The sequence below is a fragment of the Ruegeria sp. YKSF070 genome (assembly GCF_059612725.1).
This window is the reverse complement of sequence record NZ_JBXWRD010000055.1, coordinates 1-26,712: the sequence shown is the minus strand read 5'-3', so window position 1 is coordinate 26,712 and position 26,712 is coordinate 1. Positions and strand designations below refer to the sequence as shown.

Below are 26,712 nucleotides of genomic sequence, written 5' to 3'. Positions count from 1 at the left end.
GCCGTTCTGAACGGCTACACCGCGCTCGGCATCCCTGTCACACAGCCCGTGGGATAAGTCTGTCCGGGGAAAGGGGAACCCCGGCCATCAGCCGATTTGTGCAACAGAGCCGCACCTTTCTCAAAAAAATTATCGAAAGAGCAAACGTCGGCCGGACCCGTCATCCGCCAGCGACCTCTCAGTGGTTAATATATCCACTTAATACACGCGCATCAACCGTAGTGGGCGGGACTGCCCACCCTACGGGGCTGAACCGCAAAATGGACAGCCTCAGCTGTCCATCTTCAACGCCGAAATAAACGCTTCCTGCGGGATATCCACCTTGCCGAACTGGCGCATCTTCTTCTTGCCCGCCTTCTGCTTGTCCAGCAGCTTGCGTTTCCGGGTCGCATCCCCGCCATAACACTTCGCGGTCACGTCCTTGCGCAGCGCCGAGAGGGTCTCTCTTGCGATGACCTTGCCGCCGATGGCCGCCTGGATCGGGATCTTGAACATGTGGCGGGGGATCAGGTCCTTCAACTTCTCGCACATGGCCCGCCCGCGCGCCTCGGCCCGGTCGCGGTGCACCATGGTCGACAGCGCGTCCACCGGCTCGTCATTCACCAGGATCGACATTTTCACCAGGCTGTCCTCGCGATAGCCGGTCAGCTGGTAGTCGAAGCTGGCATAGCCCTTGGTCACCGATTTCAGCCGGTCGTAGAAGTCGAACACAACCTCGTTCAGCGGCAGGTCATAGACCACCATGGCGCGCGAGCCGGCATAGCTCAGGTCCTGCTGGATGCCGCGCCGGTCCTGGCAGAGTTTCAGCACATCGCCCAGGTATTCGTCGGGCACCAGGATGGTGGCCTTGATCCGCGGCTCCTCGATATGGTCGACCTTGGACAGGTCGGGCATGTCGGCGGGGTTGTGCAGCTCGCGCATCTCGCCGTCTTTCATGAAGACGTGATAGACCACGCTGGGCGCGGTGGTGATCAGCTCGATATCGTATTCGCGTTCCAGCCGGTCGCGGATGACCTCGAGATGCAAAAGCCCGAGGAAGCCACAGCGGAAGCCAAAGCCAAGCGCGGCCGAGGTTTCCATTTCGTAAGAGAAGGAGGCGTCGTTCAGCGCCAGTTTCTCGATGGCGTCGCGCAGATCCTCGAACTCGGCCGAGTCCACCGGGAAGAGGCCGCAGAACACCACCGGCTGGGCGGGCTTGAAGCCCGGCAGCGCGACCTCGGTGCCGTTGCGGTCATTGGTGATGGTGTCGCCGACGCGGGTGTCGCGCACCTGCTTGATGGATGCGGTAAGAAAGCCGATCTCGCCGGGGCCGAGGCTGTCGATCATCTGCATGGCGGGGCGGAACACGCCGATGCGGTCCACATGGTGCAGGGTGCCGTTCGACATGAACTTGACCCGCATGCCCTTCTTCAGCACGCCGTCCATGATGCGCACCAGCACGATGACGCCCAGATAGCTGTCATACCAGCTGTCCACCAGCATCGCCTTGAGCGGCGCGTCACGGGTGCCCTTGGGCGCGGGCAGGTGATGCACGATGGCCTCGAGCGTTTCGTGGATGCCGACGCCGGTCTTGGCGCTGACCCGGATTGCGCCGGATGCGTCGATGCCGATCACATCCTCGATCTGCTCGGCCACCCGGTCGCATTCGCTGGCGGGCAGGTCGATCTTGTTGAGGATCGGCACGATCTCGTGGTCGGCGTCGATGGCCTGATAGACATTGGCCAGCGTCTGCGCCTCGACCCCCTGGGTGCTGTCCACCACCAGAAGCGAGCCCTCGACCGCGCGCATCGACCGGCTGACCTCATAGGCAAAGTCGACATGTCCGGGCGTATCGATCAGGTTCAGCACATAGGTCTCGCCATTGTCGGCGGTATAGTCGATGCGGACGGTGTTGGCCTTGATGGTGATGCCCCGCTCGCGCTCGATATCCATCGCGTCGAGCAGCTGCTCCTTCATGTCACGATCCTGCACCGTCCCGGTCTCCTGGATAAGCCGGTCGGCAAGGGTGGATTTGCCATGGTCGATATGGGCGACGATGGAGAAATTGCGGATATGGGCGAGGTCTGTCATGGATTGGGCATATGATGAGGAATCTTGGTTTGGTCAATGGGGCGAATGATTTGATGTCCGAAAACCCGCCTGAAACAACGCTCTCCTTCCGAAGCGGTAAGGCGCTCGAAGAACTGCTTTCGCGGCGGAACTCAAAGGAACTGTGGTACCTTCTTCTTAGGTTCATGCTTCGACACTTGAGCTACTCGTTGACTGAACTAGTCAGTGCACAAGAGCAACCGGGACAGATAGAACTAGAAAGGGAGGCGGGTTCAAAGGGCAATCCAACCGCACTCTTTCAGTCTCTTCAGCCCCTGCTTGAAGCCTCTCTTGTTGATATGGACAAGCAGCGAAGGTTCCATTCCTCATTTGAAGTTACTGAACATGGGACCTTGGCATGGGACCTGAAGTTCAAACGCTTCTCTGCGCAACTCAGAGTTAGGCCTGATCATCCAGAGTTGATAGAGACGTTCTACTTCCCCAAGCAGTATGGCTCACATGCCGAGAGGGTTTACCTCGAGACCAGCATGAACAAACTGCTTTCCGAACTTTTGCATGACATAGAGCGCTTACCAGTTTCAGGGCTGTTTTCCCGCTATCCCCTGCTCTCAGACCCGATAGGTCGCTACGCGATACCGTCTGACTTCTTAGGCGCAGCAGAAAACAGTCCCACTTGGGCCTTCTGGGCCAAATGGTATCGCGGCATGTTGGACGGCAAACCGCTCGACTGGGACTTGCAGCGCCGGGTCGCCCTGATCGACAATGCCATCTGGAAGGCTGGCCCCGAGGCGGTGGCGCAGGAGATCGCGCGGATCGAGGCGGCGTTTCTGGCGGAAAAGCTGCCGCTGGCCGAAACGGTCGAGTTGAACCCAGATACCGGCCGGTTCCGGGTGGTGCCGATCCCGGTGCAGAATCCGCCGCTGATGTCGGCCCTGCTGACCCATATCTCGGATGCGCTGGAGGATGCGTTGCACGGCGCCAACGGGTTGTCGGACCGCTCCAGCGAGTACCGCAAGATCACCCGCGCGGTGACACGATACGGCAACAACCCCCAGCAGGCCGAGCTGACCCTGACCGTGGTCGCCAAGGGGCTGCGACGGCAGATCCACGAGACCGGTGAGTTGCCCGACAGCGAGGACAATATCGCCCTGCTGGAGGCGGTGGAGGAAGGCGTGCGCGGCATCCGCGCCAACCACCCCGAAGTTGCGGCCAATCGCGAACAACTGGCGCGGCAGGCGCTGTCCGAGCTGGGTACCGAGGACAAGGCGCTGTTGGAACAGGCGGCGCCGGTGCTGATCGAGATCAGCGAAGGCGAGATGGCCGAGGATTTCGCCGAGGATATACCGGCGCTGGTCAACGATGCTCTGCTGCCCCTGCCCAGCGGGGCGCCGTCTCTGCCCGGTGCGGATACCGCAACCCGGGTGTTTGGCCGGGTGTCGCGGATGGCGATGATTCTGGATGGATCGAAGAAAATGACCCGCAGGGGGGCGGAGGCTTTTGACAGTGACCTGGCCAAGACGGGGCGCCTGATAGAACAATTAGGCAAGGGTCTAGACGGCGCTTGGTGGCTGATTAACGCGATCATTCAGATGGGCCTGCGCATTCTTGGTGTTTTTTGATCCACCCATCACATTCCCGCCACCCTCACATTCCATTTACCGCAGCCGATTGATCCCGGGCGACTCTTTTGCCATAGTGTCGCCCGACAGGCGGGGCGGCAGACCCCGTGGCAGAGCAAGAGGCCAGAACGTGAGACGGATTTTGACGGGGGCGCTGGGCGCTGCCCTTTTGGCAACGATGGTGCCGGTGCAGGCCATTGCCGCGCCGGGTGTGATCAATCAGGCCTGCCGGCAGAGCGGCCGCGACGCCGCCACCATCGAGCGCTGTGGCTGTATCCAGGAAGCGGCGAACAAGGCGCTGAACCGCAGCGAGCGGCGCAAGGTCGCCAAGTGGTTCAGCGACCCGCATCAGGCGCAGGTGGTGCGGATGTCGGACAAGAGCAGCGACGAGGCGCTGTGGAAGCGCTACAAGGCCTTTGGCGAGCTGGCGCAGGCGATCTGCCAGTAACACCCATAGATGGCGGTGGCGGGTCGAAGCCCGCCCCCTAAGCCCACTTAGCCTGCGTTCACCTGCCTGAGCGCAGGGCGCAGCTTGTCCAGCCGGATATCGGCGGTGCGGGCGTGTCCCTCCATCCCCTCGGCGCGCGAGATGGTGGCGGTGGCGTGGGCCAGATCGGGCAGCGCCTGCGGCTCCACCTGTTGCCAGGTCACGGTTTTCAGGAACTTGTGCACGCTGAGCCCGCCGGTATAGCGCGCCGCACCCGAAGTGGGCAGCACATGGTTGGGGCCGCTGGCCTTGTCGCCAAAGGCCACGGTGGTGAGTTCCCCCAGGAACAGCGAGCCATAGGCCATGAGGCGTCCGCGCCACCAGTCGAGATCGGCCGCCTGCACATGCAGGTGCTCGGGCGCGTAGCGGTCGACGGTGGCGGCCATCTCCTCGCGGTCGGTGCACAGGATCACCTCGCCCAAGGCATCCCAGGCGGCCTGGGCGCTGGAACGGTTGGGCTCGGGCAGATCGGCGATGCAGCCGGGGATATGGGCCAGCACAGCCTCGGCCAGTGCCCGGTCGTCGGTGACGAGCCAGACCGGTGAGTTGTAACCATGCTCAGCCTGCCCGACCAGGTCCCAGGCGACGGTCAACGGATCAGCGGTGGCGTCGGCGATCACCAGGCTGTCGGTGGGCCCGGCGAACATGTCGATGCCCACGGGGCCGAACAGCTGGCGCTTGGCCTCGGCCACGAACTGGTTGCCCGGGCCGACCAGGATATCAGCGGGCGGCGCGCCAAACAGACCAAAGGCCAGCGCCGCCACCCCCTGCACCCCGCCCAGCGCCAGGATGCGGTCGGCCCCCGCTAGCGACATAGCGTAGAGGATCGCCGGATGAACCCCGCGCCCCGGCTGCGGCGGCGAAACGGCAGTAATCTGCGGCACTCCGGCGGCGCGCGCGGTGGTGATCGTCATCAGCGCCGAGGCGATATGGGCATAGCGCCCGCCCGGTACATAGGCCCCCGCCGCCGACAGCGGGATCTGTTTTTGCCCGGCGATCAGGCCCGGGCGCAGCTCCGTCTGGAAATCCAGCGCCGAGGCGCGCTGTGCCTCGGCAAAGCGGCGGATATTGTCATGGGCATAGCGGATCTGGGCCTTGAGGTCCTCGGGCACCTGTTCGCTGGCGCGCGCGACCTGATCGGGGCTCACCACGATCTCGCCGGTCCAGCCATCGAGCCGCGCGGCATAGTCGCGTGCGGCGACCTCGCCCTCGGACCGAAGCCGCGCCAGCATCACCTGCACCACGTCCGCCGCATCGCCCTGTGGTGCGGGCGGCAGACCGGGGGCGGATTTCAAAACCGTGATCGTCATGGCGTGTTCCTGTTTTCCTCACTTGACCTTAGGTCAGGATAGTTTAAGAAAATGCAAAACTGATCGGAGCGATCGAAATGCTGATGAAAGGCGTGACCCTGCGCGGTCTGGAAGTGTTCGAGGCGCTGTCGCGCAGCGGATCGGTGGCCCAGGCCTCGGCGCAGACAGGGTTGAGCCAACCCGCCGTCAGCCAGCAGTTGCGCAATCTGGAGCAGGCGCTTGGCACCGATCTGGTCGATCATGGGCGTCGGCCGATGGTGCTGACACCCGCCGGACGCGCCTTCTTGCCTCGGGCGGAAACGGTGCTGAGCGAGTTGCGTCTGGCGCAGAGCGAGTTGACAGTGATGGACCTGACCCATCTGAGCACGCTCAGCATGGGTCTGATCGACGATTTCGACAACGACCTGACACCGCGGCTGGCGACCCTGCTGGCTGACAGTCTGACCAAGTGCCGGTTCAAGCTGATCACCGCGCCCAGCCACGAGATAAGCGAAGCGATGAAGGCGCGACGGCTGCATATCGCGGTGGCCGCGACCTCGGGCGAGGTGCATGACGGGATCGTTGAGTACCCGCTGGTGCGCGATCCCTTCATCCTGGTGGCGCCTCGCGGCGTGGTACCCAACGGAGGCGACATGCTGGCATCCCTGCAGGGGCTGCCGCTGTTGCGCTATGCACGTGAACAGCTGATCGGACGCCAGATCGAGGCGCATCTGGCCCGCCAGAAACTTGACTTCGAAGAGCGCTTCGAGATCGGTTCGCATCTGGCGCTGATGGCGATGGTAGCGCGGCGGTTGGGCTGGGCGGTGACCACGCCGCTGGGCTTTATGCGGGCAGAGCGATTTCATGACGATGTCGAAGCCTTTGCCCTGCCCTTTGCCGCCTTCTCGCGCCGTATCTCGCTGTTTGCGGGTGCCGATTGGGCCGACCGGGTTCCGCGCGACGTGGCAGAGACCATGCGGCGGCTGGTGCAGAGCCAGATCATCGACCCCGCAGTGGCGCGGCTACCATGGCTGGCTGGCGAACTGCGCGTGATCGAAAGCTGATCGCACCGCTGTCCCGCTTGCGGGCGCTCTTTCAGAATGAGGGCGGGTCGGGACATCGGGCGCACCGGTTCGAAGAAGCAGGACGTCGGGATCAAGCCCTGTCTTGCCCCCACCGGGCAAGAGGGCGCAGTCGAGTTTGCACAAGACAAGCGGATAGTTTCCGGTTTTCTAAAAGTGCGCAGGGGCTTGCGTCACAAAGCGCTTCAGGACGTTCGAACCGCTAAACGCCCTTGGAGTGGGTGACATGCAATAAAGGCAGGTGGACACCAACCGCAACGGCCTCTCAACCCGGCAGCAGCGCCCCCGCAACCAGTCGGTTGCGCAATCCGTGCGCCGCCATCTCGATCAGATCCAGCGCCCCATCGAAGTCGCGGGTATAATATGGATCGGGAACATGGGTGGCGCCACTCTCGGGCGCATAGTCGGTGAACAGCCGTACCGGCGTTGCGCTGCCCGTCGGGCGTTGCGCCTCGATATCGGCCAGGTTCTGGGCATCCATTGCCAGGATCAGATCAAACAGATCGAAATCACCCGCCACGAACTGTCGCGCCCGCAGAACCGACAGATCGATGCCGCGCGCCGCAGCTGCCGCCCGCATCGGACCATAGGGCGGTTCACCTACATGCCAGCCACCGGTTCCGGCGCTGTCGGTCCCGGCTTCGGGCATCAGGGCGCGGAACACACCTTCGGCCGCGGGCGAGCGGCAGATATTGCCTAGACAGACAAAGAGGATACGGTGGGTCATGCGGGGCTCCTGTTTCCCCAGAACCTATAGGCGAGCGGAGTGATATGAGAAAGATCGTCATTCTGACAGGTGCCGGGATCTCGGCGGAAAGCGGGCTGGGAACCTTTCGCGACGCGGGCGGCATCTGGACGAAATATCCGCTGGAGGATGTGGCAACGCCCGAAGGCTTTGCCCGCGATCCGGTGCTGGTCCACGAATTCTACAATGCCCGTCGGGTTCAGGCGGCTGCCGCCCGGCCCAATGCCGCCCATCACGCACTGGCCCGGCTGCAACGCGACTGGCCCGGCGAAGTGGTAATCGTTACCCAAAACGTTGACGGGCTGCACGAGGCCGGCGGCGCCAGCAATGTGATCCACATGCATGGCACGCTGGCAGGTGCGCTTTGCGCCGGGTGCGGCCACCGCTGGGTGGCACCCGAGACGATGGACACCACCACCCCCTGCCCTGCCTGCACCCGCCCGGCGGCCCGGCCCGATGTGGTGTGGTTCGGCGAAATGCCCTATTTCATGGATACGATCTTTGACCACCTCGCCAGCGCTGACCTGTTTGCCGCCATCGGCACTTCGGGGCAGGTCTATCCGGCGGCAGGCTTCGTGCAGGAAGCGACGGCCAGTGGCGCCCGGACGATCGAGTTGAACCTTGAACCTTCGGCCGTCGCCTCGAACTTCGATGAGACGCGATTCGGCCCGGCCAGTCGGGTCGTGCCCGACTGGGTGTCGGACATACTGGGCCTGCGGGGATGAGCGATTTCCTGATCCTCTCCGATCGCAACCTTGGTGAACTTGGCGTAACAACCGCCGAGGTTCAGATGGCGCTTGAGGACGCAATCCGGGCACAGCTTCGCGGGGCAGTGCATGTGGCACCGAAATCGGCGCTGCTGCCCGGCGACGGGCGCTATGTGATGACGACGCTTGCGACCGGCGACACCCCCTCACTGACCGTGGTGAAATCGGTGATGGTCAGCCCCGACAACCCGGTACGCGGCTTGCCCGGAACCGAGGGTGTGCTGCTGGTTCAGGACAGTGAAACCGGCCAGTTGCTGGCCCTGATGCAGGCGGGCTGGATCACCCGGATGCGCACCGCCGGCCTCAGCGCGCTGGTGGCGCGGCGGCTGGCTGATCCGGCGGCACGCGTGGTGGCCTTTGTCGGCGCCGGCGCCCAGGCGCGCGCGCACCTCGCTGCGTTCTGCGATCTGTTTCCGTTGCAAAGGGCGGTCGTTTTCGGGCGCGGGGCCGAGAATATCGCCCGGCTGGGCGCGGCCGCCCGCGCGCGGGGGCTGGAGGTCGAGATCGCAGACACCCCGCACCACGCCATCGCCGACGCCGATCTCGTGGTTTCCTCGGTCACCCTTGATCACCAGATGATACCGTTCCTGGATGCCCGCTGGCTGAAGCCCGGCGCCTTTGCCAGCCTGACCGATACGGGCCTGCCCTGGCGGCCCGATGGGATGACCGCGCTCGACCCGCTCTATATCGACGATCTGGCGCAAGAGGCCGCCAATCCAAGGCCGATGATCGACCCCGCGCAGGTTCGCGGCGATCTGGCGGCTTTGCTCGGAGAAGACGGACACAAGACAAGCGTCAACCGGCACGATTCGACCCGCCGCGCCGGATTCCTGTTTCGAGGTCCGGCAATCGCCGATTTCGCCATCGCCGCCCTCGCGCTGCAACGCGCGCAGGCGACGGGCGCTGGCCGCGCAACTGTTTGGCCAGACGCAACCAGGCCGGGCCAAAGCCCGGCCTGACGCTTGGATGAGGGCTGCAGCGCAGCCTGAAGACAGGCGTAGCCCCCTGGCCCTAGTTCGATTTCTTCTTCATGTGGCCATGACCGCCATCCTGACGCTCCAGGTCGACGGGAATCTCCACTTCGATCTCTCCCGCCTTTTCAAAGACCAGCGTGACCGGCACCGTCTCCCCTTGTTCGAACGGCGCCTTGATCCCCATGAACATCACATGATCGCCCCCGCGTGCAAGCGGGTACATGCCACCGGCGGGGATCGTGAAACCTTCGGGCACATGCATCATCTTAGCTACGCCCTGATCATCGATCTTGTGGGTATGCAGCTCGACCTTGGCGGCAATATCAGAGCGGGCGTCGATCAGACGGTCGTCTTCGGCGCCGGTGTTCTGGATCATCATAAAGGCCGCACCGGCCTTGGCATTGGCCCCCGAGGAGCGGGCATAGGCATCGTCGATCACGATGGTCTCACCGGCCCAAACGGTGGTGGCAAGGGTAATGGTCGCGGCCGCAGCCAGCAACTTGGATTTCAGCGACATGGTCTCTCTCCTTGGCATGTCTTGATCTGTCTGAATCGAAACGGGTCAGAGCAAGATCGGCGGCGCGCGCGCCGGAACCGCAGAGAGGGTACGGGTAATCAGGCTGGGTTGCGTCCGGTCCGGCACAGGCAAGACCTGTTGCGGCGCGGCGGGCGCAACTCCTACATCGGGCAACAGCGCCCCCAGCAGCATCAGAGCAAAGTCCGGACAGTAATGCGGTGGGGCGGTCGGCTGCCCGTCGGCATCCATGTAGAGGATGACGGGCCCAGTGCCGGTGCAGATCTCCATCTGATCGACCGCTGCGCTCATCCCGCGCGAATTGGCCAGCCCCTGACCGGTCAGCCCGACAAGCAGCGAGAGCGCAAGCGCAAGGGATATCCGCACCGGGGCTGTCATTCTGTTGTCCGATATCTGCTCCAGGCTCCCGTTCCGCAAGGGCAAAAAACCTCCTGCGACAGCAGGACGCCGGTCTGTCAGGAGACCGACTTCCAAAGAAAATCGGGCCGGAAAACGTACCGTTTTCCGGTTTCGTCCCAAAAAGAGAAACCCCGCACGCGAAGCGCACGGGGTTCCCGAAATCAGGGGATCGGAAGGATCAGGCCGCGGCTTGCGCCTTGGCAATCTCTTTCTTGACCTTCAGAGCATTGTCGGACAGGTCCTCGTCCTTGGCCTTGGCCAGAAACGCGTCCAGACCGCCCCGGTGATCGACCGAGCGCAGGGCAGACGCCGAAATACGCAGCTTGACACCACGGCCCAAGGTCTCGGACTGCAGGGTCACATCGTTCAGGTTGGGCAGAAAACGACGGCGGGTCTTGTTGTTTGCATGGCTGACATTGTTGCCAGTCATCGGGCCTTTTCCGGTCAGTTCGCAGCGGCGCGACATGGTCTCTTCCTTCGTATCTGGAGACGGGGGCGAACCATCCGTCTAATCACAAGGGGCGCAACCCGAAGTCGCGCCCGAAAACTGGTTGGATGCGTGTAGTGGGAATCGCGGCGAGGGTCAAGACGGCTGGACGGGATTCTTTGCCTTGTCTTATGCCCCCCTGGCGGGTCGGCATGGTTGATTACGACAAGAGGAAAGCCTCATTCCTCGTTCAGAAAGCTCAGCATCTGCTCGGCGGCGCTGGCGGGCGTCAACTGCCCCTGAGCGGCGGCAGTGGAAAGCCGGTCCATCTCGGCCCGAGCACGTGGCGTTTCCAGCCGGGCAAGCAGAGCATGGCGCACCTCCTGTCCGAACCAGTAGCGCGCCTGTTCGGCCCGGTTGGCTGTCCAATGCCCGTTTTCCCTCCGCCAGTCAGACAACGCGCGCATCTCGGCCCATGCGGAATCCAGCCCCGCCTCCTCGACCGCCGAGACGGTCAGCGCCTTGGGAAAGCCCGGCGGGTCCTGCACGCGCTTGCGCAACAGGCGCAGCGCGCCGGCATAGTCGGCGCAGGTCCGGGTCGCGGTGGATTTCAGTTCGCCATCCGCCTTGTTGACCAAAATCAGATCGGCCATTTCCATGATGCCACGCTTGACGCCCTGCAACTCGTCACCACCGGCGGGCGCCAGCAGCAACAGGAACAGGTCCGACAATTCGGCCACCACCGTTTCGGATTGTCCGACACCGACCGTCTCGATCAACACCACGTCAAACCCTGCTGCTTCGCACAGGCTGACCGCCTCGCGTGTGCGGCGCGCGACCCCGCCCAGATGGCTTTGACTGGGCGAGGGACGGATAAAGGCATTGGGCTCGCGTGACAGGCGCTCCATCCGGGTCTTGTCACCCAGGATCGAGCCGCCGGAGCGGGCCGAACTGGGATCGACCGCCAGCACCGCGACGCGCAGCCCCTGCCCCACCAGCATCATGCCGAAGCTTTCGATGAAGGTGGACTTGCCGACGCCCGGCGTGCCCGACAGCCCAATCCTGAGTGCCTGCCGCTCGGAACGGGCCAGCCGATCGAGCAATACCGTTGCCTCGGCCCGGTGGTCGGCGCGTCGGCTTTCCACCAGCGTGATCGCCCGCGCGAGCGCCCGGCGGTCGCCCGAGAGTATCCTGTCGCCAAGCTGTGTGATATCCATGCCGGTCCTCGCGAATTTTGCCCTGAATGGCGGAGCGGGCCCCGGTTTGTCCAGAGCCGACCCACTGCATGCGCCGGATTGTCCCTGTACCGCGCGCCCGAATACCAGCGCTGGTGCTGCTGCTTCTTTCTGGTCTCAAATACTCAATGTCGCCACCGCGCGCCACAGGGACCCGCCGAATGGGACTGGACCTGCCCCCACCGCTCTGGCGATAAGGCGGCATGAAACGCCTGCCCATCGACGACGCCTTGCCCGACCTGATCACTGCCCTGCGAAAACAGGGCCGGGCCGTATTGCAGGCCCCACCTGGCGCGGGCAAGACCACTCGGGTGCCTTTGGCCATGCTCGAGGCCGGGCTGACACGCGGGCGGATTGTGATGCTGGAACCACGCCGCCTTGCCGCACGGGCCGCAGCCGAGCGCATGGCCGAAACGCTGGGCGAAACCGTGGGGCAGACTGTGGGCTACCGTATCCGGGGCGAGGCCAAGGTGTCGCCGGGGACCCGGATCGAGGTTGTGACCGAGGGTATCCTGACCCGCATGTTGCAGTCCGAACCCGACCTCCCCGGAATCGGCGCGGTGATCTTCGATGAGTTTCACGAACGCTCGCTCAATGCCGATCTGGGGCTGGCGCTGTGTCTCGAAGTGGCCGCAGTGCTACGCGACGACCTGATCCTTCTTGCGATGTCCGCAACACTTGATGCCAGCCCGGTGGCCGCGCTGATGGACGCGCCGATGGTCACGTCCGAGGGTCGAGCCTATCCGGTCGAGATCCGCTGGCTCGACCGTCCGCTGGGGCCGAGGGCCCGCCGGGTCGAGGCGCTGGCTGATCTCGTCGCGCGGGCCGAGGCCGAGACCCGCGAGATAGGCGGCGGCCTTCTGGTTTTCCTGCCCGGCGAGGGAGAGATCCGACGGGCAGAGGCGCTGCTGTCTTCCCGCCTGCCCGACGGTTGCGCCCTGCGTCCCCTGTTCGGTGCCATGCCCTTTGCCGCGCAGCGCGCGGCGCTCGCCCCTGCTGCGGAAGGGCGCAAGGTGGTGCTCGCGACCTCGATCGCGGAAACCTCCCTGACCATTCCCGATATCCGGGTGGTGGTCGACATGGGACAGGCGCGCCGGGCACGCTTCGATCCTGGCTCCGGCATGACACGGCTGGTCACGGATCGGGTAACGCGAGCCGAGGCGACGCAGCGGGCGGGGCGCGCAGGCCGCGTGGCTGAGGGCATCTGCTACCGGCTCTGGACCCGCGGCGAAGAAGGAGCATTGACCGCCTTTCCACCCGCCGAGATCGAAGCGGCGGACCTGACCGGGCTGGCACTGGAACTGGCGCTTTGGGGGGCCGAGCCCGAGGTGCTGGGCTTCGTCACCCAACCGCCCGAAGGAGCATTGACCGAGGCACGGGCGCTGCTGGGTTTCCTCGGCGCACTCGATGCGCAGGGGAGGATCACCGATCACGGGCGGGCATTGGCAACGCTTCCCCTGCATCCAAGGCTGGGACACATGCTGGCGATTGCCGGGCGTGACGCCGCCCCGTTGGCCGCGCTGATGGCCGAACGCGATCCGCTGCGCGGGGCGCCCGCCGATCTGGACCTTCGGATCGCGGCCCTGCGCGATCCGTCCCGGTTCCGGCGCGAGCGTCCTTACGAGGTCAATATGGGCGTGCTCGACCGGATCAGAGCCGAGGCGCGGCGGCTGGAGAAACAGGCAAAGGCACCCACAAGGGGCAGAAGCCAAGCCGCGATGGCCGCACTCGCCTACCCCGATCGGATCGGCCAGCGCCGCAAGGGAGAGGCCCCCCGGTTCGTCCTGTCGGGCGGTAAGGGCGCCGCATTGGACCCCGGTGAGGGGCTGGCCAGCGCCCCCTATCTGGTGGCCATCGACACCGATGGCGACCCGCGCGAGGCCCGCATCCGGATGGCGGCGCGGATCGGCGAGGCCGAGTTGCGTGAACTATTTGCCGACCAGATCACTCGGATCGACATCTGCGAATGGTCCCGCCGTGAACGCCGGGTGACTGCACGGCAACAAGAAAGGCTGGGCGCGATTAGCCTGAGCGACCGGGTCTGGAAGGATGTGCCCGAGGATGCGGTCGCGCGGGCCATGCTTGACGGAGTGCGCGATCTGGGTCTGCGCCTCGGCGGAGCCGCTGCGCGACTGGCTCGGCGGGTCGAACTGCTGCGGGCCGAAGGCGCCGATCTTCCGGATTTCTCCGAGACCGGACTGACCGACACGATCGAGGACTGGCTGCTGCCGATGCTGTCAGGGGTGCGAAGCGCCGAGGACTGGAAGCGCTTCGACCTGCTGCCGGCGCTCAAGGCGCGCCTCGACTGGAGCCAGAGCCAGGAACTGGACACCCGCGCGCCTGGCGCCTTTGTCACCCCCCTGGGGCGCAAGGTGCCGATCGACTACGAACACGAAGTGCCGGAAATCGCTGTCCGCCTGCAAGAGATGTTCGGGGTCACGACACATCCGATGGTCGCGGGTGTGCCCCTGAAGGTCACGCTCTTGTCCCCCGCCCAACGCCCGATCCAGATCACCCGCGACCTGCCCGGGTTCTGGGACGGCTCCTATGCCGATGTGCGCAAGGACATGCGCGCGCAATACCCCAAGCATCCCTGGCCCGAGGACCCGCGCGCCGCCGATCCGACGCTGAGGGCCAAGCCGCACGGCGGCACCCGTTAGTCCGGCGCCCGGTCAGTACCGGCCGGAAAGCCCGATCATCGTCTCGTGCAGGCCGGTATCGGTGGAGAAGGCCTCGGGGCAGAGTTCGAACATGTCCTGCACGAAGGCGCGGCGTGCGCGGTCGCCCTCGACCCGGGCCTCGGGGGTGGCCTGGATGTGGCGCCGGGGCAGCGGCAGCGCAAGCAGCGCGCGCCACATTACACCAAGGATTGGAAAACTGTCCTGCATTGTCATCTCGGCCTCCCCTGCCTGAGCATCACACAAAGAAGTCTAGGTGGCGCCTGAGCGGCATGGTATAGACAACGGTGTTGCGCGGTTCTTCGGAAATGAAGAGGTGGTCGTTGAACTGGTCGGACATTCGCGTTTTTCTGGCAGTTTACCGCGAGGGATCGACACTGGCCGCATCGCGTGTGCTGGGGGTGTCGCAGCCGACCGTCGCCCGCCAGATCGAGACGCTGGAGTACCAGTTGGGGCTGACGCTGTTCGAGCGCGATACCCGCGGGTTCCGCCCGACCCTGGTGGCGCGGGACCTGCTGCCGCAGGCGGAGATGCTGGAAGCTTCGGCCAGAAACCTGGAGGAGGCAGCGACCAAGGCGCGCAAGTCCAACGCCCGGCCGATCCGGATTACCGCCCCCAACCGGAATTTCTCGCCAATTTTCACCAAGATCCTGTCAGATTTCAGTGACGAGCACCCCGAGATCCGTTTCGAACTGATCTCGACCTATGACATACTCGATCTGGCGGCGGGAGAGGCCGACATCGCCATCCGTATCACGCCCCAGATCACCGACGAGCGGCTGATCTGTTCAAAGCTCACCGACGTCAAATCGGCCCTTTACGCATCCCGCGACTATGCCGCGCGCCATGGGGTACCGACGGGGCCGGATGATTTCGCCGGTCATACCTTTGTCATCTACGACCCCATGCCGGGGGCGATGCGGCTGAACCGCTGGCTGTTGGAGCGGATCTCGCCCGAACAGATCGTGGCGCGCTGCGGCGAGCCGGAATCGGTCACCGCCAGTATCGAGGCGGGCCTGGGTGTCGGCCCGGTGACGATTTCATTTGCCGCCGATTATCCTTCGCTGGTGCGGTGTTTCGATCCGGTTCCGGACACTGACACGACCTCGTGGCTGGTGATCGGCCCGGACGCCTATCGCCGCCCCGAAGTCCGCGCCTTTGCCGCGTTCTTTGCGCCCCGGTTTCGCGAGGCCTATGTGGCGCAGCGCGAGCAGGCGATGATCGCGCAGGCCTATCGGCCGGGGTGCTGAAAAGCACTGCAAAAAGGGGGCTCTGCCCCCTCGGTCCTGGCGGGCCTCACCCCCGGATTATTGCAAACCAGAAAGAAGCAGGTCCGGGTCAACCGGCGCGGATCATGTCGGCGGCTTTCTCGGCGATCATGATGACGGGCGAGGCGGTGTTGCCGCTGACGAGCCTTGGCATGATCGAGGCGTCGATCACCCGCAGGCCCGAAAGCCCGTGCACGCGCAGGTCGGGGGCGACCACCGCCATCGGGTCGTGGCCCATTTTGCAGGTGCCCACGGGATGAAAGATCGTGGTGGCGATATTGCCTGCCTCGCGCAACAGGTCCGCGTCGCTGGCGATATGCGGGCCGGGCAGGAACTCCTGCGGCGCATAGGGGGCGAGCGCCCTCGCGGTCATGATCTGGCGGGCCTGTTTTACGGCGGCGACCGCGACCTGCTGGTCGCGCGGGGCGCTGAGGTAGTTGAGGCGGATATGCGGCTGCGGGCCGGTTTCGGCGCTGGTGATGTGGCAGTCGCCCACGCTTTCGGGACGCAGGTTGCAGACCGAGACGGTGATCGCCGGGAACGGGTGCAGCGGGTCGCCTAGCCGGTCGGTCGACAGCGGTTGCACGTGGTATTCCAGATCCGGCGTTTCCAGCGCGGGGTCGGATTTGGTGAACATGCCGAACTGGCTGGGCGCCATGCTAAGCGGGCCCGAGCGGGTCAGTGCATATTTCAACGCGATACCGATGCGGCCGGTCAGCGAATTGGCGGTCTCGTTCAGGGTGGGTGTGTTCGAGACCTTGAACACGGTGCGGATCTGCAGGTGATCTTGCAGGTTCTCGCCCACGCCCGGCAAGTCATGCACCGGGTTGATACCGAGCGCCGAGAGGCGGTCTGGCTGGCCGATCCCGGAAAGCTCCATCAGCTTGGGCGAGTTGATGGCGCCAGCGGCCAGCAGCACCTCGGCCTTCGCCGTGGCCCTGTGTTCGGCCCCCTTGTGGCGGAAGACAACGCCGGTGACGCGCTTGCCGTCGAGGATCAGCCGCTGCGTCTCGGCCCGGGTCAGAACCCGCAGGTTGGGCCGGTTCATTGCCGGGCGCAAGAAGGCCTTTGTGGTGTTCCAGCGCACACCGTTTTTCTGGTTGACCTCGAAAAAGCCCGAGCCCTCGTTGGTGCCGGTGTTGAAATCCTCGGTGGGTTCGTAGCCGAACTCGCGCGCGCCCTCTTGAAAGGCGCGCAGGATCTCCCAACTCAGGCGCTGGGTGGTGACCTTCCACTCGCCCCCGGCCCCGTGCAGGTCGCTCTTTCCCTTGTGGTGATCCTCGGAGCGGCGGAAATAGGGCAGCACGTCGTCCCAGCCCCAGCCGGTATTGCCCATCTGCCGCCAGCCGTCATAATCGGCCGCCTGCCCGCGCATGTAGATCATGCCGTTGATCGAGGTGCAGCCGCCCAGCACCTTGCCGCGCGGATAAACCAAGCTGCGGCCATTGAGGCCGGGTTCGGCGGCGGTCTTCATCATCCAGTCAACGCGCGGATTGCCGATGCAGTAGAGGTAACCTACCGGGATATGGACCCAGTGGTAATGGCCCTTACCACCTGCTTCGAGCAACAGCACCCGTATCTTTGGGTCGGCGCTGAGCCGGTTGGCCAGTACGCATCCGGCTGTGCCTCCGCCAACGATGATATAGTCGTAATCGCCTGTCAGGTTTTCGCTCATGTCTCTCCCCTGCCCGCCAGCTTGCCGATTGGCGGCAGCGATGCAATCAAGAATGCAATCGGTCGGAGTTCGCGTTCAGGGAGATCTCCCAGACCAGCTCCGCGCGAGAGCAGTTTCATCCTGCGGGCGCCAAAAAACATGGCCCAGAAATGCCAAAATCTCGAACTTTGGGCACAGAAACTCCATGTTTTCAAAGTTCTTTGTTGATTTTTTGTGGAAAACACACAAATATCGGTCAGATTTCCACAAGCGCCGAAAACTCGTAGAACAGGCGCCGAGGGTGAGCAGATGAAGTCACGAGTCCACACCGCCTGGACCGAGTTGGTCCGTCCCATGTTCCTGCGTCCGAAACGGACGCAAGTCGCAGCATTGTGCCTGCGCCCCACCATTGGCGGACCCGAGGTCTTGCTGATCACCAGTCTGGATACCGGACGTTGGATCGTGCCCAAGGGCTGGCCTATCGAAGGACTCAGCGGCCCCGAAACCGCGCTTCAGGAAGCCTGGGAAGAGGCTGGCGTGCGTCGCGCCCGGGTCGAGGACGAGCCGGTCGGCGTCTTTGGCTATGGCAAGCGCCGCAAGAACGGCACCGTGGAACCGGTGGAAACCTATGTCTATCGGATGCTGGTAGACGAGCTCTCGGATATCTATCCCGAGGCCGGGCGCCGGCAACTGCGCTGGGTCGCGCCATCAGAGGCCGCCAACATGGTGCAGGAACCGCAATTGCAGGACCTGCTGCGGCAATTGTAACAGCGTTACGACGAATTTATGACACACCTGTTGCGCCAGGGGGCTGCGCGGTCTAAGCCGCGCGCGACCCGCATGGAGCCGGACAGGATATCATGAGCGACCGCAAGACCAAGCCCCAGTGGGGTCGGCTGGATGCCGACCTGAACCGGATCAGCCGGATCGAGACCGCAACCGCTTATGCCGCGCGCCCCCTGGTGGGGACCGGGATTGCGCTGGCCTTTATCGTGCTGGCAGCCTTGGCCGCGATGGTTGCGCTGGGTGGTACACCTGGCGGGATCGTGGTGGTCGCTGCAGCGGCCTTCGGCGCCTATATGGCAATCAATATCGGCGCCAATGACGTGGCCAACAACATGGGCCCGGCGGTGGGCGCCAATGCCCTGTCCATGGGTGCGGCGATTGCCATCGCGGCGGTGGCCGAAAGCGCCGGCGCCCTGTTGGCGGGTGGCGATGTGGTCTCGACCATCTCCAAGGGGATCATCGACCCCAATTCGGTGGCCGATACCCAGGTCTTTATCTGGGCGATGATGGCGGCGCTGATCTCGTCTGCGCTGTGGGTCAACCTGGCAACCTGGGTGGGGGCTCCGGTCTCGACCACCCATTCTGTCGTGGGTGGCGTGATGGGCGCGGGCATCGCCGCCGCGGGCCTGTCGGCGGTGGACTGGTCGACCATGAGCGCCATCGTGGCCAGCTGGGTGATCTCTCCGGTTCTGGGCGGGGTGATCGCGGCGCTGTTTCTGGCCCTGATCAAGCACCGCATCCAGTATCAGCCCGACAAGATTGCCGCTGCGCGCCGCTGGGTGCCGATCCTGGTGGCGGTGATGGCGGGCACATTCGCCACTTATCTGTCGGTCAAGGGCATCAAGAAGATCGTCAAGATCGATTTGCAGACCGCCCTGATGATCGGACTGGCAACCGCCCTGCTGGTCTGGGCGGTGACGATCCCCTGGATCAAGCGCAAGTCGGAAGGCATGGAAAACCGCACCAAGTCCATCAAGGCGCTGTTCGGCCTGCCGCTGGTCCTGTCGGCGGCGCTGTTGAGCTTTGCCCATGGTGCCAACGACGTGGCCAATGCGGTGGGTCCGCTGGCGGCCATCGTGCATGTGAGCCAGGCGGGCAGTTTTGCAGCCAAGGTGGCCATTCCCTTCTGGGTCATGGTGATCGGTGCCTTTGGCATCTCGTTCGGCCTGTTCCTGTTCGGGCCCAAGCTGATCCGCATGGTGGGAAGCCAGATCACCAAGCTGAACCCGATGCGGGCCTATTGCGTAGCGCTGTCGGCGGCGATCACGGTGATCGTGGCCAGCTGGCTGGGCCTGCCGGTCAGCTCGACCCATATCGCCGTTGGCGGGGTATTCGGCGTCGGATTCTACCGCGAATGGCATTCCGAGCGCCGGTTGCGTCAGAACCGCAACAACCGCCCCCCGGCCAAGCGCCTGCCACTGGAAGAGCGGCGCCGGCGCAAACTGGTGCGGCGCTCGCACTTCATGACCATCGTGGCGGCCTGGGTGATCACGGTTCCGGCGGCAGCGCTGATGTCGGGCGTGATCTTTGCGATCCTGAACAGCTTTGTCTGACCCTTTGTGCAGGCGTTGAAGGCAGGAATGCGAGGCTCTGCCTCGCGCTCCGAGGTATTTATCAACAGAAGAAGAAGGTGCCTCCGTCCGGTGTGGTGATCTGTGCAACGCTTAACCGGGGGGCGGTGGTGCCACTGCGTGTCGCCGCGTCGATCAGGGACGAGACGCGGGAACAGATCGGGGTGGCAACGCCATGTGCGCGCCCCAGCCGGATGATCTCTCCCTGAAGACTGGCGATTTCGGTCGCGCGACCGGCATCCAGATCGTAGGCCATCGAGCTGCGGGCGCTGGGATCGACCGTCAGCATCCGCGCGGCGATGCGGGTGAAAAGAGTGTTGGGCAGGCGCAGGATATGCGGCGTAATCCAGGCTGGCAGCGGCGTGGTTGCGGCGACCGGGATACCGGCGGTGCGCAAGACACGCAGCGCCTCGGCCATCTGGTCGGCCATGAGGCGGCGCCAGCTGCGGTCGGCGAGCTGTTCGACCAGGGTCAGCCCCGACAGCGCGTTGAGCGCGTTGTTGAGGTTGATCACCAGCTTGCCCCATTGCACCGCCTCGATCCGCAGGCTTTCGATCACCGGCAGGCCGGGCACCGAGAGCGCCGCGCCAAGCCCGCCCGGCCCCGCCGCGATCACGATATCGCCGGAGGACGCCCGGTGCCATGTGGCTTCGCCCAGCGGCACCACGTTGAAGGGGACCATACCGGCGCGGATCTCGCGTCCGGGCAGGCGGGCACGCAGCAGGCGGGTGTTTTCCAGACCGTTCTGCCAGGACAGGACCGGGGCGGATACCGGGGCATGGGTGGCGATGGCGCTGGCCATGTCGGCAGTGGCCGGGGTCTTGACCGCAACGATCACCAGGTCTGCCCCGGACAGGCAGCCGGGATCGGTGGCAAGGGACAGGCGGGCCGCAGGGAGGGTCAGCGTCAGGCCCGAGAAATCCGTAACCGTCAGCCCGCACCGTTCTATCTCGTCGAGGAGAGGAGCACGGCCAAGCAGCGTGACCTCATGTCCCGCGGCGGCCAACAGACCGCCACAGAAACAGCCGATACTGCCCGCCCCGGCAATCACGATGCGCATCGCTTCTCTCCCCTTGTCCGCGCCATATTGCGGGGGTGGCGGCGATCGCGCAACGGCTCAGACGGAAGGCCAGCCCAGGATCAGATTGTCGGAGGGCCAGAGCGGGCCCTTGTCCTGCCGCTCGGCAAGGATCGTACCACCCTGCGCTTGGTAAAACGCCAGCGCTGGGGCATTGTCGCGCACCACCGCCAGAATCAGGCGCGGCGCACCCGCCAGGACCGCCTGCGCGCGCGCCAGCCCCAGCAGGCGTGCGCCCAGCCCAGAACGCCGGGTCGACGCGGCGATATAGAGATGGTCAAGCTCGGTGCAGCCGTCGAAGCCATCCACCCCGCTGGGCGACCGAGCTGCAAGCCCGACCGCCACCCCGTCACGCAGGGCGATCACGGCACCACCTTCACTGGCCAGCCGGTCGCGCCAATAGGCGGTGCGGCGGGCCTTGTTCAGGGCCAGCCGCACTTCGGGCGGAGCGATGCGGGCATAGGTTTCCTGCCAGACCTGAAAGTGCAGCGCGGCTAGCGCCTCGGCATCCTGCGGTCCGGCGCGGCGCAGGGTGATGCCACCCTCGCAAACGCTGTGCCCGGCGGCGATCCAGGCCGCCTCGGCCCGGGCCACCTGCCCGGCGCGCACCAGCAGGTAGTCGCGGTCATGGGTCGAGGTGACAAAGACCCCCAGACCGGCCCGCGATACCGGTTCCACCGCCGCCAGCACCACGCCGGGCTGATCGAGCGCGGCCAGGGTCTCGACCCGGAGCGCCTGCCAGCCGCGCGCGGTGGTCTCGCCCTCGGGCACTCGCTCCGACAGGCAAAGGATCGAGGTCTCGTCCGGCGCCTGGGTGACGCTGACCAGGCCAGGGCCTGCATACCAGCGGGGCAGCGGCGCGCCGGCGGAGCGGCGGGTGATGGCATAGGTGCCCTCAAGCCTTGTCAGCAACAGGTCGGGCGGGTTCACAGACCCAGCCCTTCGTCCAGCCCCAGCATGATGTTGAGGTTCTGCACCGCCGCGCCCGAGGCCCCCTTGCCCAGATTGTCAAGCAGCGCGATCAGCACCGCGCCACCGCTCTCGTGATTGCCATGCACCGACAGTTCCAACCGGTTGCTGCCGTTCAGGCGGCGCGGGTCGATGCGGGGGCCATAGTGTTCGGGCGAGACCACCGAGACAAAGCGGCTGGCGGCATAGTGATCGGCCAGCGCCGCCTCGATTGCGACGCCCTGCCCCGGTTCGAGAAAGGGCAGCGGTACCTGCACGATCATCCCCTGTTCATAGGGGCCGACCGAGGGTACGAAGATCGGCCGCCGGGACAGGCCCGCATGCGCGATGATCTCGGGCAAGTGCTTGTGCTTCTGGTCGGTGGCATAGACGAAGGGACCATCGGTCTGACCGCTCTCGAACTCGGCGATCATCACCTTGCCGCCGCCGGAATAGCCGCTGATGGCGTTGATGCCGAGCGCCGCATCGGCGGCGATCAGCCCGCGCTGGACCAGCGGGTGAAGGAGAGCAATGGCACCGGTCGAGTAGCAGCCGGGGTTCGACACGAACTGTCCACCGGCGATCCGGGCGCGCAGGTCGCTGTCCAGCTCGGCAAAGCCGAACGCCCAGTCGGGGTGCACCCGATGCGCGGTGCTGGCGTCGATCAGCCGGGTGCCGGTGCCGGTCAGCTGCGCCACGATCTCGACCGCCGCCGCATCGGGCAGGCAGAGGATGCCGACATCGGCCGCATCAAAGGCGGCAAGCCGGGCGCCGGTGTCCTTGCGGTCGGCGTCGCCCAACGTGATCAGCCGGATATCGTCACGCCCCTCCAGCCGGGCGCGGATTTGCAGGCCGGTCGTGCCGGCCTCGCCGTCGATGAAGACCTTGTATGTCATGGTCGGGTTTCCCAGTGTCCAAGGCGGAAAGCGGGCATACCGGAACCTGCCCGCCAAGGCAGGGTCCGGTCTGTCTTTTCGGTGATATTTCAGTTCAGTGAGAAGCCGGAGGGCCGATCAGGCGCCCAGGCACCAGCGCATGATCGCCTTTTGCGCATGCAGGCGGTTTTCGGCCTCGTCGAAGATGACCGAATGCGGGCCGTCCATCACCTCAGAGGTGGCCTCCTCCTCGCGATGGGCGGGCAGGCAATGCATGAACAGCGCATCCGGCTTGGCATGGCGCATCAGCTCGGCATTCACCTGATAGGGGCGCAGCAGATTGTGACGCCGCTCCTTGGCCGATTGCGCGTCATGCATCGACACCCAGGTATCGGCGACCACCAGATCGGCACCTTCAACCGCCTTGAACGGATCACGCTCGATCACAACCTTGGAGCCCTTCTGGCGAGCATAGCCCATGTACTCTTCTTCGGGGTCGAACTGGGCCGGGCCAGTGAAGGTCAGGTCGAAACCGAATTGTCCCGCGGCATGCAGGAAAGACGAGCAGACATTGTTGCCGTCACCGGTCCAGACCACCTTCTTGCCCGCGATCGGGCCGCGATGCTCTTCGAATGTCAGCACATCGGCCATGATCTGGCAGGGATGGCTGCGGTCGGTCAGCCCGTTGATCACCGGCACATCGGCATATTCGGCCATCTCGGTCAGCACGGTCTCGTCGAAGGTGCGGATCATGATCATGTCCACGTAGCGCGACAGCACGCGGGCGGTGTCGGCGATGGTCTCGCCATGACCAAGCTGCATGTCATTACCCGACAGCACCATGGTCTGCCCGCCCATCTGCCGTACACCCACGTCAAAGGACACGCGGGTCCGGGTCGAGGGTTTCTCAAAAATCAGCGCAACCATCCGGTTCTTGAGCGGCTGTTCGTCATCAGGCGCGGCCTTGGGCCGTCCGAGGCGGGCCTGTTTCATGGCGCCGGCCTGGTCGATCATGGACCGCAGGTCGGCGGCGTCGGTTTTGTGGATATCGAGAAAATGGTTCATGTCTTTAGGCTTTCTTATGGCCGGGGGATGGGGGCGCTGCCCCCGTCGCCTGTCGGCGCCTCCCCCGGAGTATTTTGGGCGAAATGAAGATCAGGCAGCTTCGACCTGGCTGGCGGCGGCATCGAGGCGGGTGAAGGCCTCGGCGATGTCGTCCTCGGTCAGGGTGAGCGGCGGCAGCAGGCGGATCACGTTGTCGGCGGCGGGTACGGTAATGACCAGGTTGTCATAACCCGCCTTGACCACGTCGAGATTGGACGCCTTGCATTTCAGCCCCAGCATCAGGCCGGAACCGCGCACCTCTTCGAACACTTCCGGATGGGCGGCGACCAATCCTTCGAGCCGCTGGCGCAACAATGCGGCCTTGCGGTTGACCTCGGCCAGAAAGGCCGGATCGGCGATATGATCCATCACCGCGCAGCCCACGGCACAGCCCAGCGGGTTGCCGCCATAGGTGGAGCCATGGGTGCCCGCGGTCATGCCGCTTGCTGCCTCTTCGGTGGCCAGCACCGCGCCCAGCGGGAAGCCGCCGCCAATACCCTTGGCCACCATCATGATATCGGGCGTAATACCCGCCCATTCATGGGCAAAGAGTCGTCCCGTCCGGCCCACGCCGCATTGCACCTCGTCGAGGATCAGCAAAAGACCGTGGTCGTCGCAGATCTGGCGCAGCGCCTTCAGGTCTGCATCGGGAACCGGGCGAATGCCGCCCTCGCCCTGCACCGGTTCGATCATGATCGCAGCGGTTTTTTCCGTGATCGCGTTGGTCACGCCATCCAGATCGCCAAAGGTCAGATGCACGAAACCGGGCAGCAACGGGCCGAAGCCCTTGACCATCTTCTCAGACCCCGCGGCAGCGATTCCGGCAGAGGAGCGACCATGGAAGGAACCGTCGAAGGTGATGATCTCGACCCGCTCGGGCTGGCCCTTGTCGTAAAAATACTTACGCGCCATCTTGACCGCCAGCTCGCAGGCCTCGGTCCCCGAATTGGTGAAGAACACCGTATCGGCAAAGGTGTGCTCCACCAGCTTGTCGGCCAGCGCCTGCTGTTGCGGGATCTGGTAGAGGTTCGACACGTGCCACAGGTTCTGCGCCTGATCGGTCAGCGCCTTGACCAGCGCGGGATGGGCATGGCCCAGCGCGTTCACCGCAATCCCTGAACCAAGGTCGAGGAAGCGTCGGCCATCCGCCTCGGTCAGCCAGGCGCCTTCGCCCTTCACGAAGTGAAGCGGCGCGCGGTTATAGGTCGGCAGGACGGACGGAATCATTGGATCATCCTTGTCTGAGGGTTGTCCCCGATGCAGGGCATAGCGGGGCGGTCAGGTCAATGTCTGGAAAGCAGGGTGCGCGATGCAAAACTGGCACGCAGGGATCAAACGACCGCTCAGGCGGTTGCGCGTCGGCGTCGGAGAGACGGGATATGAGCGTGATTGATCATGTCGTGTTCCATAACGGAGGAAACGCCCAAAGAAAACCCCTTCTGAAGGGGGAAATGCAACAAAATGGAGACCTCGTCTGATCCGGCGGTACTCATATCGAATTCAAGAATGCCTGCCCGGTCAAAAAGGACTTCGGGCTAATCGCCTGACGGAGGGATGCAAGATCGCTACGGCGCCACCTTGCCAATCCCAACGAGATAGCGCACCGCTTGGCCATGTTCGAACCCAAACCGCAGAATCCCGCCCTTGCCGCCGCGCTGATCTTCGCGGCCACGGGTTTCATTGCCGGCACGACGCTGCTGGCCAAGGCGCTGGGGACCGGCACGCTGGGCCCTGCCCTGCCAGCGTTTCAGATCAGCCACGGACGGTTTCTCTTTGCCTTCGCCGTGATCTTGTCGATCGTGGCCACGACCCGACCCCGGTTGGGGCGCCCCCATTGGGGACTGCACCTGGGCCGCACGAGTTTTGGCTGGGCGGGGGTGACCCTGATGTTTGCTGCCGTCGCCTATATCCCGATGGCCGATGCAACGGCGATCGCCTTTCTGAATCCGGTCTTTGCCATGCTGCTGGCGATCCCCTTGCTTGGCGAACGCGTCGGGCCTTGGCGCTGGGGTGCTGCGGTCGTTGCCCTTCTGGGCGCGCTCATACTGCTGCGGCCAGCGTCTGGCAGCTTCCAGCCCGCCGCCCTGCTGGCACTGGGTGCCGCGGCGGTGATGGGCATGGAGCTCATCTTCATCAAGAAGCTTTCGGGTCGCGAGCGTCCGATCCAGATCCTGCTTGTCAACAACGCGATGGGGCTGGTCATCGCCAGCGTCGCGGTCTGGCCAGTCTGGCACCCCCCCTTGCCCGCGCAATGGGCGGCGCTGGCAGGGATCGGTCTGCTGATGGCCTGTGCGCAGATCTGTTTCGTCAACGGAATGGCCCGGGCCGATGCCTCGTTTGTCGCGCCTTTCAGCTATGCCACCCTTGTTTTTGCAACACTCTACGATCTGGCCGCGTTTCAAGTCTGGCCCGACGCGGTAAGCCTTGCCGGCGCTGCCATCATCCTCGCCGGAGCCCTGACCCTGGCCTGGCGCGAAGGTCGCGCTCGCAAGACCTGATCCGCCATTCATTTCGCCAGAAATACTCCGGGGGAGGCGCCCTTCGGGTGCCGGGGGCAGAGCCCCTTGGCGTCGTGACACCTTCGCGATAATCTGTCGAACTTGCCTCGAGGCGACGGATGCGTCGCAAATCGCCAAGACCCGACCCGCTTTCCCACCGATCCTGACCCTACGAACTCTCCGGATGGTCCGCTATGCATGAACGCCGAATTCCTGAATGGGTCCGCCATTCCCCCGCCCCCTCGGTACGGGATTTCGGCTTGCTCGCAGGACTCGAGGCGGTGGTTCGCGGCATCCTGATCTCGGTCTTTCCGCTGATCATGTACCGGGCGCTGGGTGACGCCGAACGCGTGTCGATGGCCTATTTCCTGATCGGCTTCCTCTCGCTGGGCGCGGGACTGATGGTGCCCAGCCTGATCCGCTATGTCCCACGACGTTGGGCCTATTCGGGTGGGGCGCTGTTGTTCGTGGCCGGGGCGATGCTGGCGGTGCAGGGAACGCCCCTGACCACGATCGCCGCGTTGGCCTGCAACACCGTCGCCGCGGTGGTTTGCTTCATCTGTTTCAACGCCTATGTGCTCGATTACATCGAGCGGGTGGAGCTGGGCAGGTGCGAAACCAGCCGGATGTTCTACAGCGCGCTC

At 64.7% G+C, this 26,712-nt stretch carries 24 protein-coding genes and 1 pseudogene; 11 read left to right on the top strand and 14 right to left on the bottom strand.

Going from position 1 to position 26,712, the window contains the following annotated elements; all coding sequences use genetic code 11:
• Positions 1–270: 270 nt before the first annotated feature.
• A complete protein-coding gene (gene lepA / locus AC2FL1_RS20055; RefSeq protein ID WP_234218611.1) occupies positions 271–2,070 on the bottom strand; it encodes a translation elongation factor 4 in 1,800 nt (599 codons plus the stop codon).
• A 683-nt stretch (positions 2,071–2,753) separates the two neighbouring features.
• On the opposite strand from lepA, the gene AC2FL1_RS20050 reads away from it, so the two are divergent.
• Positions 2,754–3,668 (top strand): hypothetical protein, encoded by a 915-nt coding sequence (locus AC2FL1_RS20050; RefSeq protein WP_496878093.1) that lies wholly within the window; start codon positions 2,754–2,756, stop codon positions 3,666–3,668.
• Between the two features lie 130 nt (positions 3,669–3,798).
• Positions 3,799–4,116: a hypothetical protein gene (locus tag AC2FL1_RS20045; protein WP_496878092.1), complete on the top strand. Its 318-nt coding sequence runs from the start codon at positions 3,799–3,801 to the stop codon at positions 4,114–4,116.
• Positions 4,117–4,163: 47 nt separating this feature from the next.
• Here the strand turns inward: AC2FL1_RS20045 and hisD are convergent, their stop codons facing one another.
• Positions 4,164–5,465, bottom strand: a complete 1,302-nt coding sequence (gene hisD / locus AC2FL1_RS20040; protein WP_496878091.1) for a histidinol dehydrogenase — start codon at positions 5,463–5,465, stop codon at positions 4,164–4,166.
• 77 nt (positions 5,466–5,542) lie between these two features.
• Here hisD and AC2FL1_RS20035 point away from each other — a divergent pair, with 77 nt between their 5' ends.
• Positions 5,543–6,508 (top strand): LysR family transcriptional regulator, encoded by a 966-nt coding sequence (locus tag AC2FL1_RS20035; protein WP_496878090.1) that lies wholly within the window; start codon positions 5,543–5,545, stop codon positions 6,506–6,508.
• A 283-nt stretch (positions 6,509–6,791) separates the two neighbouring features.
• Here the strand turns inward: AC2FL1_RS20035 and AC2FL1_RS20030 are convergent, their stop codons facing one another.
• Complete coding sequence (locus AC2FL1_RS20030; RefSeq protein WP_496878089.1) at positions 6,792–7,253, bottom strand: low molecular weight protein-tyrosine-phosphatase; 462 nt, start codon at positions 7,251–7,253, stop codon at positions 6,792–6,794.
• 44 nt (positions 7,254–7,297) lie between these two features.
• Between AC2FL1_RS20030 and AC2FL1_RS20025 the strand changes: the two genes are divergently transcribed.
• Together AC2FL1_RS20025 and AC2FL1_RS20020 are read left to right on the top strand one after the other, a co-directional pair.
• Complete coding sequence (locus tag AC2FL1_RS20025; protein ID WP_496878088.1) at positions 7,298–7,996, top strand: NAD-dependent deacylase; 699 nt, start codon at positions 7,298–7,300, stop codon at positions 7,994–7,996.
• Positions 7,993–8,997: an ornithine cyclodeaminase family protein gene (locus tag AC2FL1_RS20020; RefSeq protein ID WP_496878087.1), complete on the top strand. Its 1,005-nt coding sequence runs from the start codon at positions 7,993–7,995 to the stop codon at positions 8,995–8,997. Before AC2FL1_RS20025 ends, AC2FL1_RS20020 begins: the two co-directional genes overlap by 4 nt.
• 52 nt (positions 8,998–9,049) lie before the next feature.
• Here the strand turns inward: AC2FL1_RS20020 and AC2FL1_RS20015 are convergent, their stop codons facing one another.
• The 4 genes from AC2FL1_RS20015 to meaB all read right to left on the bottom strand — a co-directional run bounded on the left by AC2FL1_RS20015 (position 9,050) and on the right by meaB (position 11,590).
• Complete coding sequence (locus AC2FL1_RS20015; RefSeq protein WP_496829675.1) at positions 9,050–9,529, bottom strand: copper chaperone PCu(A)C; 480 nt, start codon at positions 9,527–9,529, stop codon at positions 9,050–9,052.
• A 45-nt stretch (positions 9,530–9,574) separates the two neighbouring features.
• Positions 9,575–9,925, bottom strand: coding sequence for a hypothetical protein (locus AC2FL1_RS20010; protein WP_496829673.1), 351 nt, complete (start codon positions 9,923–9,925; stop codon positions 9,575–9,577).
• Between the two features lie 199 nt (positions 9,926–10,124).
• Positions 10,125–10,412, bottom strand: coding sequence for a 50S ribosomal protein L28 (gene rpmB, locus AC2FL1_RS20005; protein ID WP_234139397.1), 288 nt, complete (start codon positions 10,410–10,412; stop codon positions 10,125–10,127).
• A gap of 200 nt (positions 10,413–10,612) precedes the next feature.
• Positions 10,613–11,590, bottom strand: a complete 978-nt coding sequence (meaB, locus tag AC2FL1_RS20000; RefSeq protein ID WP_496829671.1) for a methylmalonyl Co-A mutase-associated GTPase MeaB — start codon at positions 11,588–11,590, stop codon at positions 10,613–10,615.
• Between the two features lie 221 nt (positions 11,591–11,811).
• Here meaB and hrpB point away from each other — a divergent pair, with 221 nt between their 5' ends.
• Positions 11,812–14,268 carry an ATP-dependent helicase HrpB gene (gene hrpB, locus AC2FL1_RS19995; protein WP_496878086.1) on the top strand — a complete coding sequence of 819 codons (2,457 nt, stop codon included), beginning with the start codon at positions 11,812–11,814 and terminating at the stop codon, positions 14,266–14,268.
• A gap of 12 nt (positions 14,269–14,280) precedes the next feature.
• Here hrpB and AC2FL1_RS19990 read toward each other — a convergent pair whose 3' ends face one another.
• A complete protein-coding gene (locus AC2FL1_RS19990) occupies positions 14,281–14,502 on the bottom strand; it encodes a hypothetical protein (RefSeq protein ID WP_496829667.1) in 222 nt (73 codons plus the stop codon).
• Positions 14,503–14,594: 92 nt separating this feature from the next.
• Between AC2FL1_RS19990 and AC2FL1_RS19985 the strand changes: the two genes are divergently transcribed.
• Positions 14,595–15,536 carry a LysR family transcriptional regulator gene (locus AC2FL1_RS19985; protein WP_496878085.1) on the top strand — a complete coding sequence of 314 codons (942 nt, stop codon included), beginning with the start codon at positions 14,595–14,597 and terminating at the stop codon, positions 15,534–15,536.
• An 88-nt stretch (positions 15,537–15,624) separates the two neighbouring features.
• Here AC2FL1_RS19985 and AC2FL1_RS19980 read toward each other — a convergent pair whose 3' ends face one another.
• A complete protein-coding gene (locus AC2FL1_RS19980; RefSeq protein ID WP_496878084.1) occupies positions 15,625–17,229 on the bottom strand; it encodes a GMC family oxidoreductase in 1,605 nt (534 codons plus the stop codon).
• A 288-nt stretch (positions 17,230–17,517) separates the two neighbouring features.
• On the opposite strand from AC2FL1_RS19980, the gene AC2FL1_RS19975 reads away from it, so the two are divergent.
• Positions 17,518–17,976: an NUDIX hydrolase gene (locus tag AC2FL1_RS19975; RefSeq protein ID WP_496829661.1), complete on the top strand. Its 459-nt coding sequence runs from the start codon at positions 17,518–17,520 to the stop codon at positions 17,974–17,976.
• Positions 17,977–18,068: 92 nt separating this feature from the next.
• A complete protein-coding gene (locus AC2FL1_RS19970) occupies positions 18,069–19,547 on the top strand; it encodes an inorganic phosphate transporter (RefSeq protein ID WP_234216495.1) in 1,479 nt (492 codons plus the stop codon).
• Between the two features lie 61 nt (positions 19,548–19,608).
• Here AC2FL1_RS19970 and AC2FL1_RS19965 read toward each other — a convergent pair whose 3' ends face one another.
• The 5 genes from AC2FL1_RS19965 to AC2FL1_RS19945 form a co-directional block, all read right to left on the bottom strand.
• Entirely contained in the window at positions 19,609–20,625 is a 1,017-nt protein-coding gene (locus AC2FL1_RS19965; RefSeq protein ID WP_496878083.1) for a 2-dehydropantoate 2-reductase, read from the bottom strand.
• 57 nt (positions 20,626–20,682) lie between these two features.
• On the bottom strand, positions 20,683–21,573 hold the full coding sequence (locus AC2FL1_RS19960; RefSeq protein WP_496878082.1) for a GNAT family N-acetyltransferase: 891 nt from the start codon (positions 21,571–21,573) through the stop codon (positions 20,683–20,685).
• Entirely contained in the window at positions 21,570–22,487 is a 918-nt protein-coding gene (gene argC / locus AC2FL1_RS19955) for an N-acetyl-gamma-glutamyl-phosphate reductase (protein ID WP_496878081.1), read from the bottom strand. Before argC ends, AC2FL1_RS19960 begins: the two co-directional genes overlap by 4 nt.
• 117 nt (positions 22,488–22,604) lie before the next feature.
• Positions 22,605–23,531 (bottom strand): ornithine carbamoyltransferase, encoded by a 927-nt coding sequence (gene argF, locus AC2FL1_RS19950; protein WP_496829653.1) that lies wholly within the window; start codon positions 23,529–23,531, stop codon positions 22,605–22,607.
• A gap of 90 nt (positions 23,532–23,621) precedes the next feature.
• The gene (locus tag AC2FL1_RS19945; RefSeq protein WP_496878080.1) at positions 23,622–24,797 is read right to left on the bottom strand and encodes an aspartate aminotransferase family protein; all 1,176 of its coding nucleotides are present in this window, start codon (positions 24,795–24,797) and stop codon (positions 23,622–23,624) included.
• 386 nt (positions 24,798–25,183) lie between these two features.
• Here AC2FL1_RS19945 and AC2FL1_RS19940 point away from each other — a divergent pair, with 386 nt between their 5' ends.
• A complete protein-coding gene (locus tag AC2FL1_RS19940) occupies positions 25,184–26,068 on the top strand; it encodes a DMT family transporter (RefSeq protein WP_496878079.1) in 885 nt (294 codons plus the stop codon).
• A 194-nt stretch (positions 26,069–26,262) separates the two neighbouring features.
• Positions 26,263–26,712, top strand: a pseudogene (locus tag AC2FL1_RS19935) (MFS transporter); the annotation flags it as partial.

Bases quoted from the DNA above. Each gene is read 5' to 3' on its own strand.
- AC2FL1_RS19965 (WP_496878083.1), bottom strand. From the start codon at position 20,625: ATGCGCATCGTGATTGCCGGGGCGGGCAGTATCGGCTGTTTCTGTGGC.
- argC (WP_496878081.1), bottom strand. From the start codon at position 22,487: ATGACATACAAGGTCTTCATCGACGGCGAGGCCGGCACGACCGGCCTG.
- hisD (WP_496878091.1), bottom strand. From the start codon at position 5,465: ATGACGATCACGGTTTTGAAATCCGCCCCCGGTCTGCCGCCCGCACCA.
- AC2FL1_RS20030 (WP_496878089.1), bottom strand. From the start codon at position 7,253: ATGACCCACCGTATCCTCTTTGTCTGTCTAGGCAATATCTGCCGCTCG.
- hrpB (WP_496878086.1), top strand. From the start codon at position 11,812: ATGAAACGCCTGCCCATCGACGACGCCTTGCCCGACCTGATCACTGCC.
- AC2FL1_RS19945 (WP_496878080.1), bottom strand. From the start codon at position 24,797: ATGATTCCGTCCGTCCTGCCGACCTATAACCGCGCGCCGCTTCACTTC.
- lepA (WP_234218611.1), bottom strand. From the start codon at position 2,070: ATGACAGACCTCGCCCATATCCGCAATTTCTCCATCGTCGCCCATATC.
- AC2FL1_RS19940 (WP_496878079.1), top strand. From the start codon at position 25,184: ATGTTCGAACCCAAACCGCAGAATCCCGCCCTTGCCGCCGCGCTGATC.
- meaB (WP_496829671.1), bottom strand. From the start codon at position 11,590: ATGGATATCACACAGCTTGGCGACAGGATACTCTCGGGCGACCGCCGG.
- AC2FL1_RS20035 (WP_496878090.1), top strand. From the start codon at position 5,543: ATGCTGATGAAAGGCGTGACCCTGCGCGGTCTGGAAGTGTTCGAGGCG.
- AC2FL1_RS19980 (WP_496878084.1), bottom strand. From the start codon at position 17,229: ATGAGCGAAAACCTGACAGGCGATTACGACTATATCATCGTTGGCGGA.
- AC2FL1_RS20020 (WP_496878087.1), top strand. From the start codon at position 7,993: ATGAGCGATTTCCTGATCCTCTCCGATCGCAACCTTGGTGAACTTGGC.
- AC2FL1_RS19970 (WP_234216495.1), top strand. From the start codon at position 18,069: ATGAGCGACCGCAAGACCAAGCCCCAGTGGGGTCGGCTGGATGCCGAC.
- AC2FL1_RS20050 (WP_496878093.1), top strand. From the start codon at position 2,754: ATGTTGGACGGCAAACCGCTCGACTGGGACTTGCAGCGCCGGGTCGCC.
- argF (WP_496829653.1), bottom strand. From the start codon at position 23,531: ATGAACCATTTTCTCGATATCCACAAAACCGACGCCGCCGACCTGCGG.
- AC2FL1_RS20010 (WP_496829673.1), bottom strand. From the start codon at position 9,925: ATGACAGCCCCGGTGCGGATATCCCTTGCGCTTGCGCTCTCGCTGCTT.
- AC2FL1_RS19990 (WP_496829667.1), bottom strand. From the start codon at position 14,502: ATGACAATGCAGGACAGTTTTCCAATCCTTGGTGTAATGTGGCGCGCG.
- AC2FL1_RS19975 (WP_496829661.1), top strand. From the start codon at position 17,518: ATGAAGTCACGAGTCCACACCGCCTGGACCGAGTTGGTCCGTCCCATG.
- AC2FL1_RS20015 (WP_496829675.1), bottom strand. From the start codon at position 9,529: ATGTCGCTGAAATCCAAGTTGCTGGCTGCGGCCGCGACCATTACCCTT.
- AC2FL1_RS19985 (WP_496878085.1), top strand. From the start codon at position 14,595: ATGAAGAGGTGGTCGTTGAACTGGTCGGACATTCGCGTTTTTCTGGCA.
- rpmB (WP_234139397.1), bottom strand. From the start codon at position 10,412: ATGTCGCGCCGCTGCGAACTGACCGGAAAAGGCCCGATGACTGGCAAC.
- AC2FL1_RS20025 (WP_496878088.1), top strand. From the start codon at position 7,298: ATGAGAAAGATCGTCATTCTGACAGGTGCCGGGATCTCGGCGGAAAGC.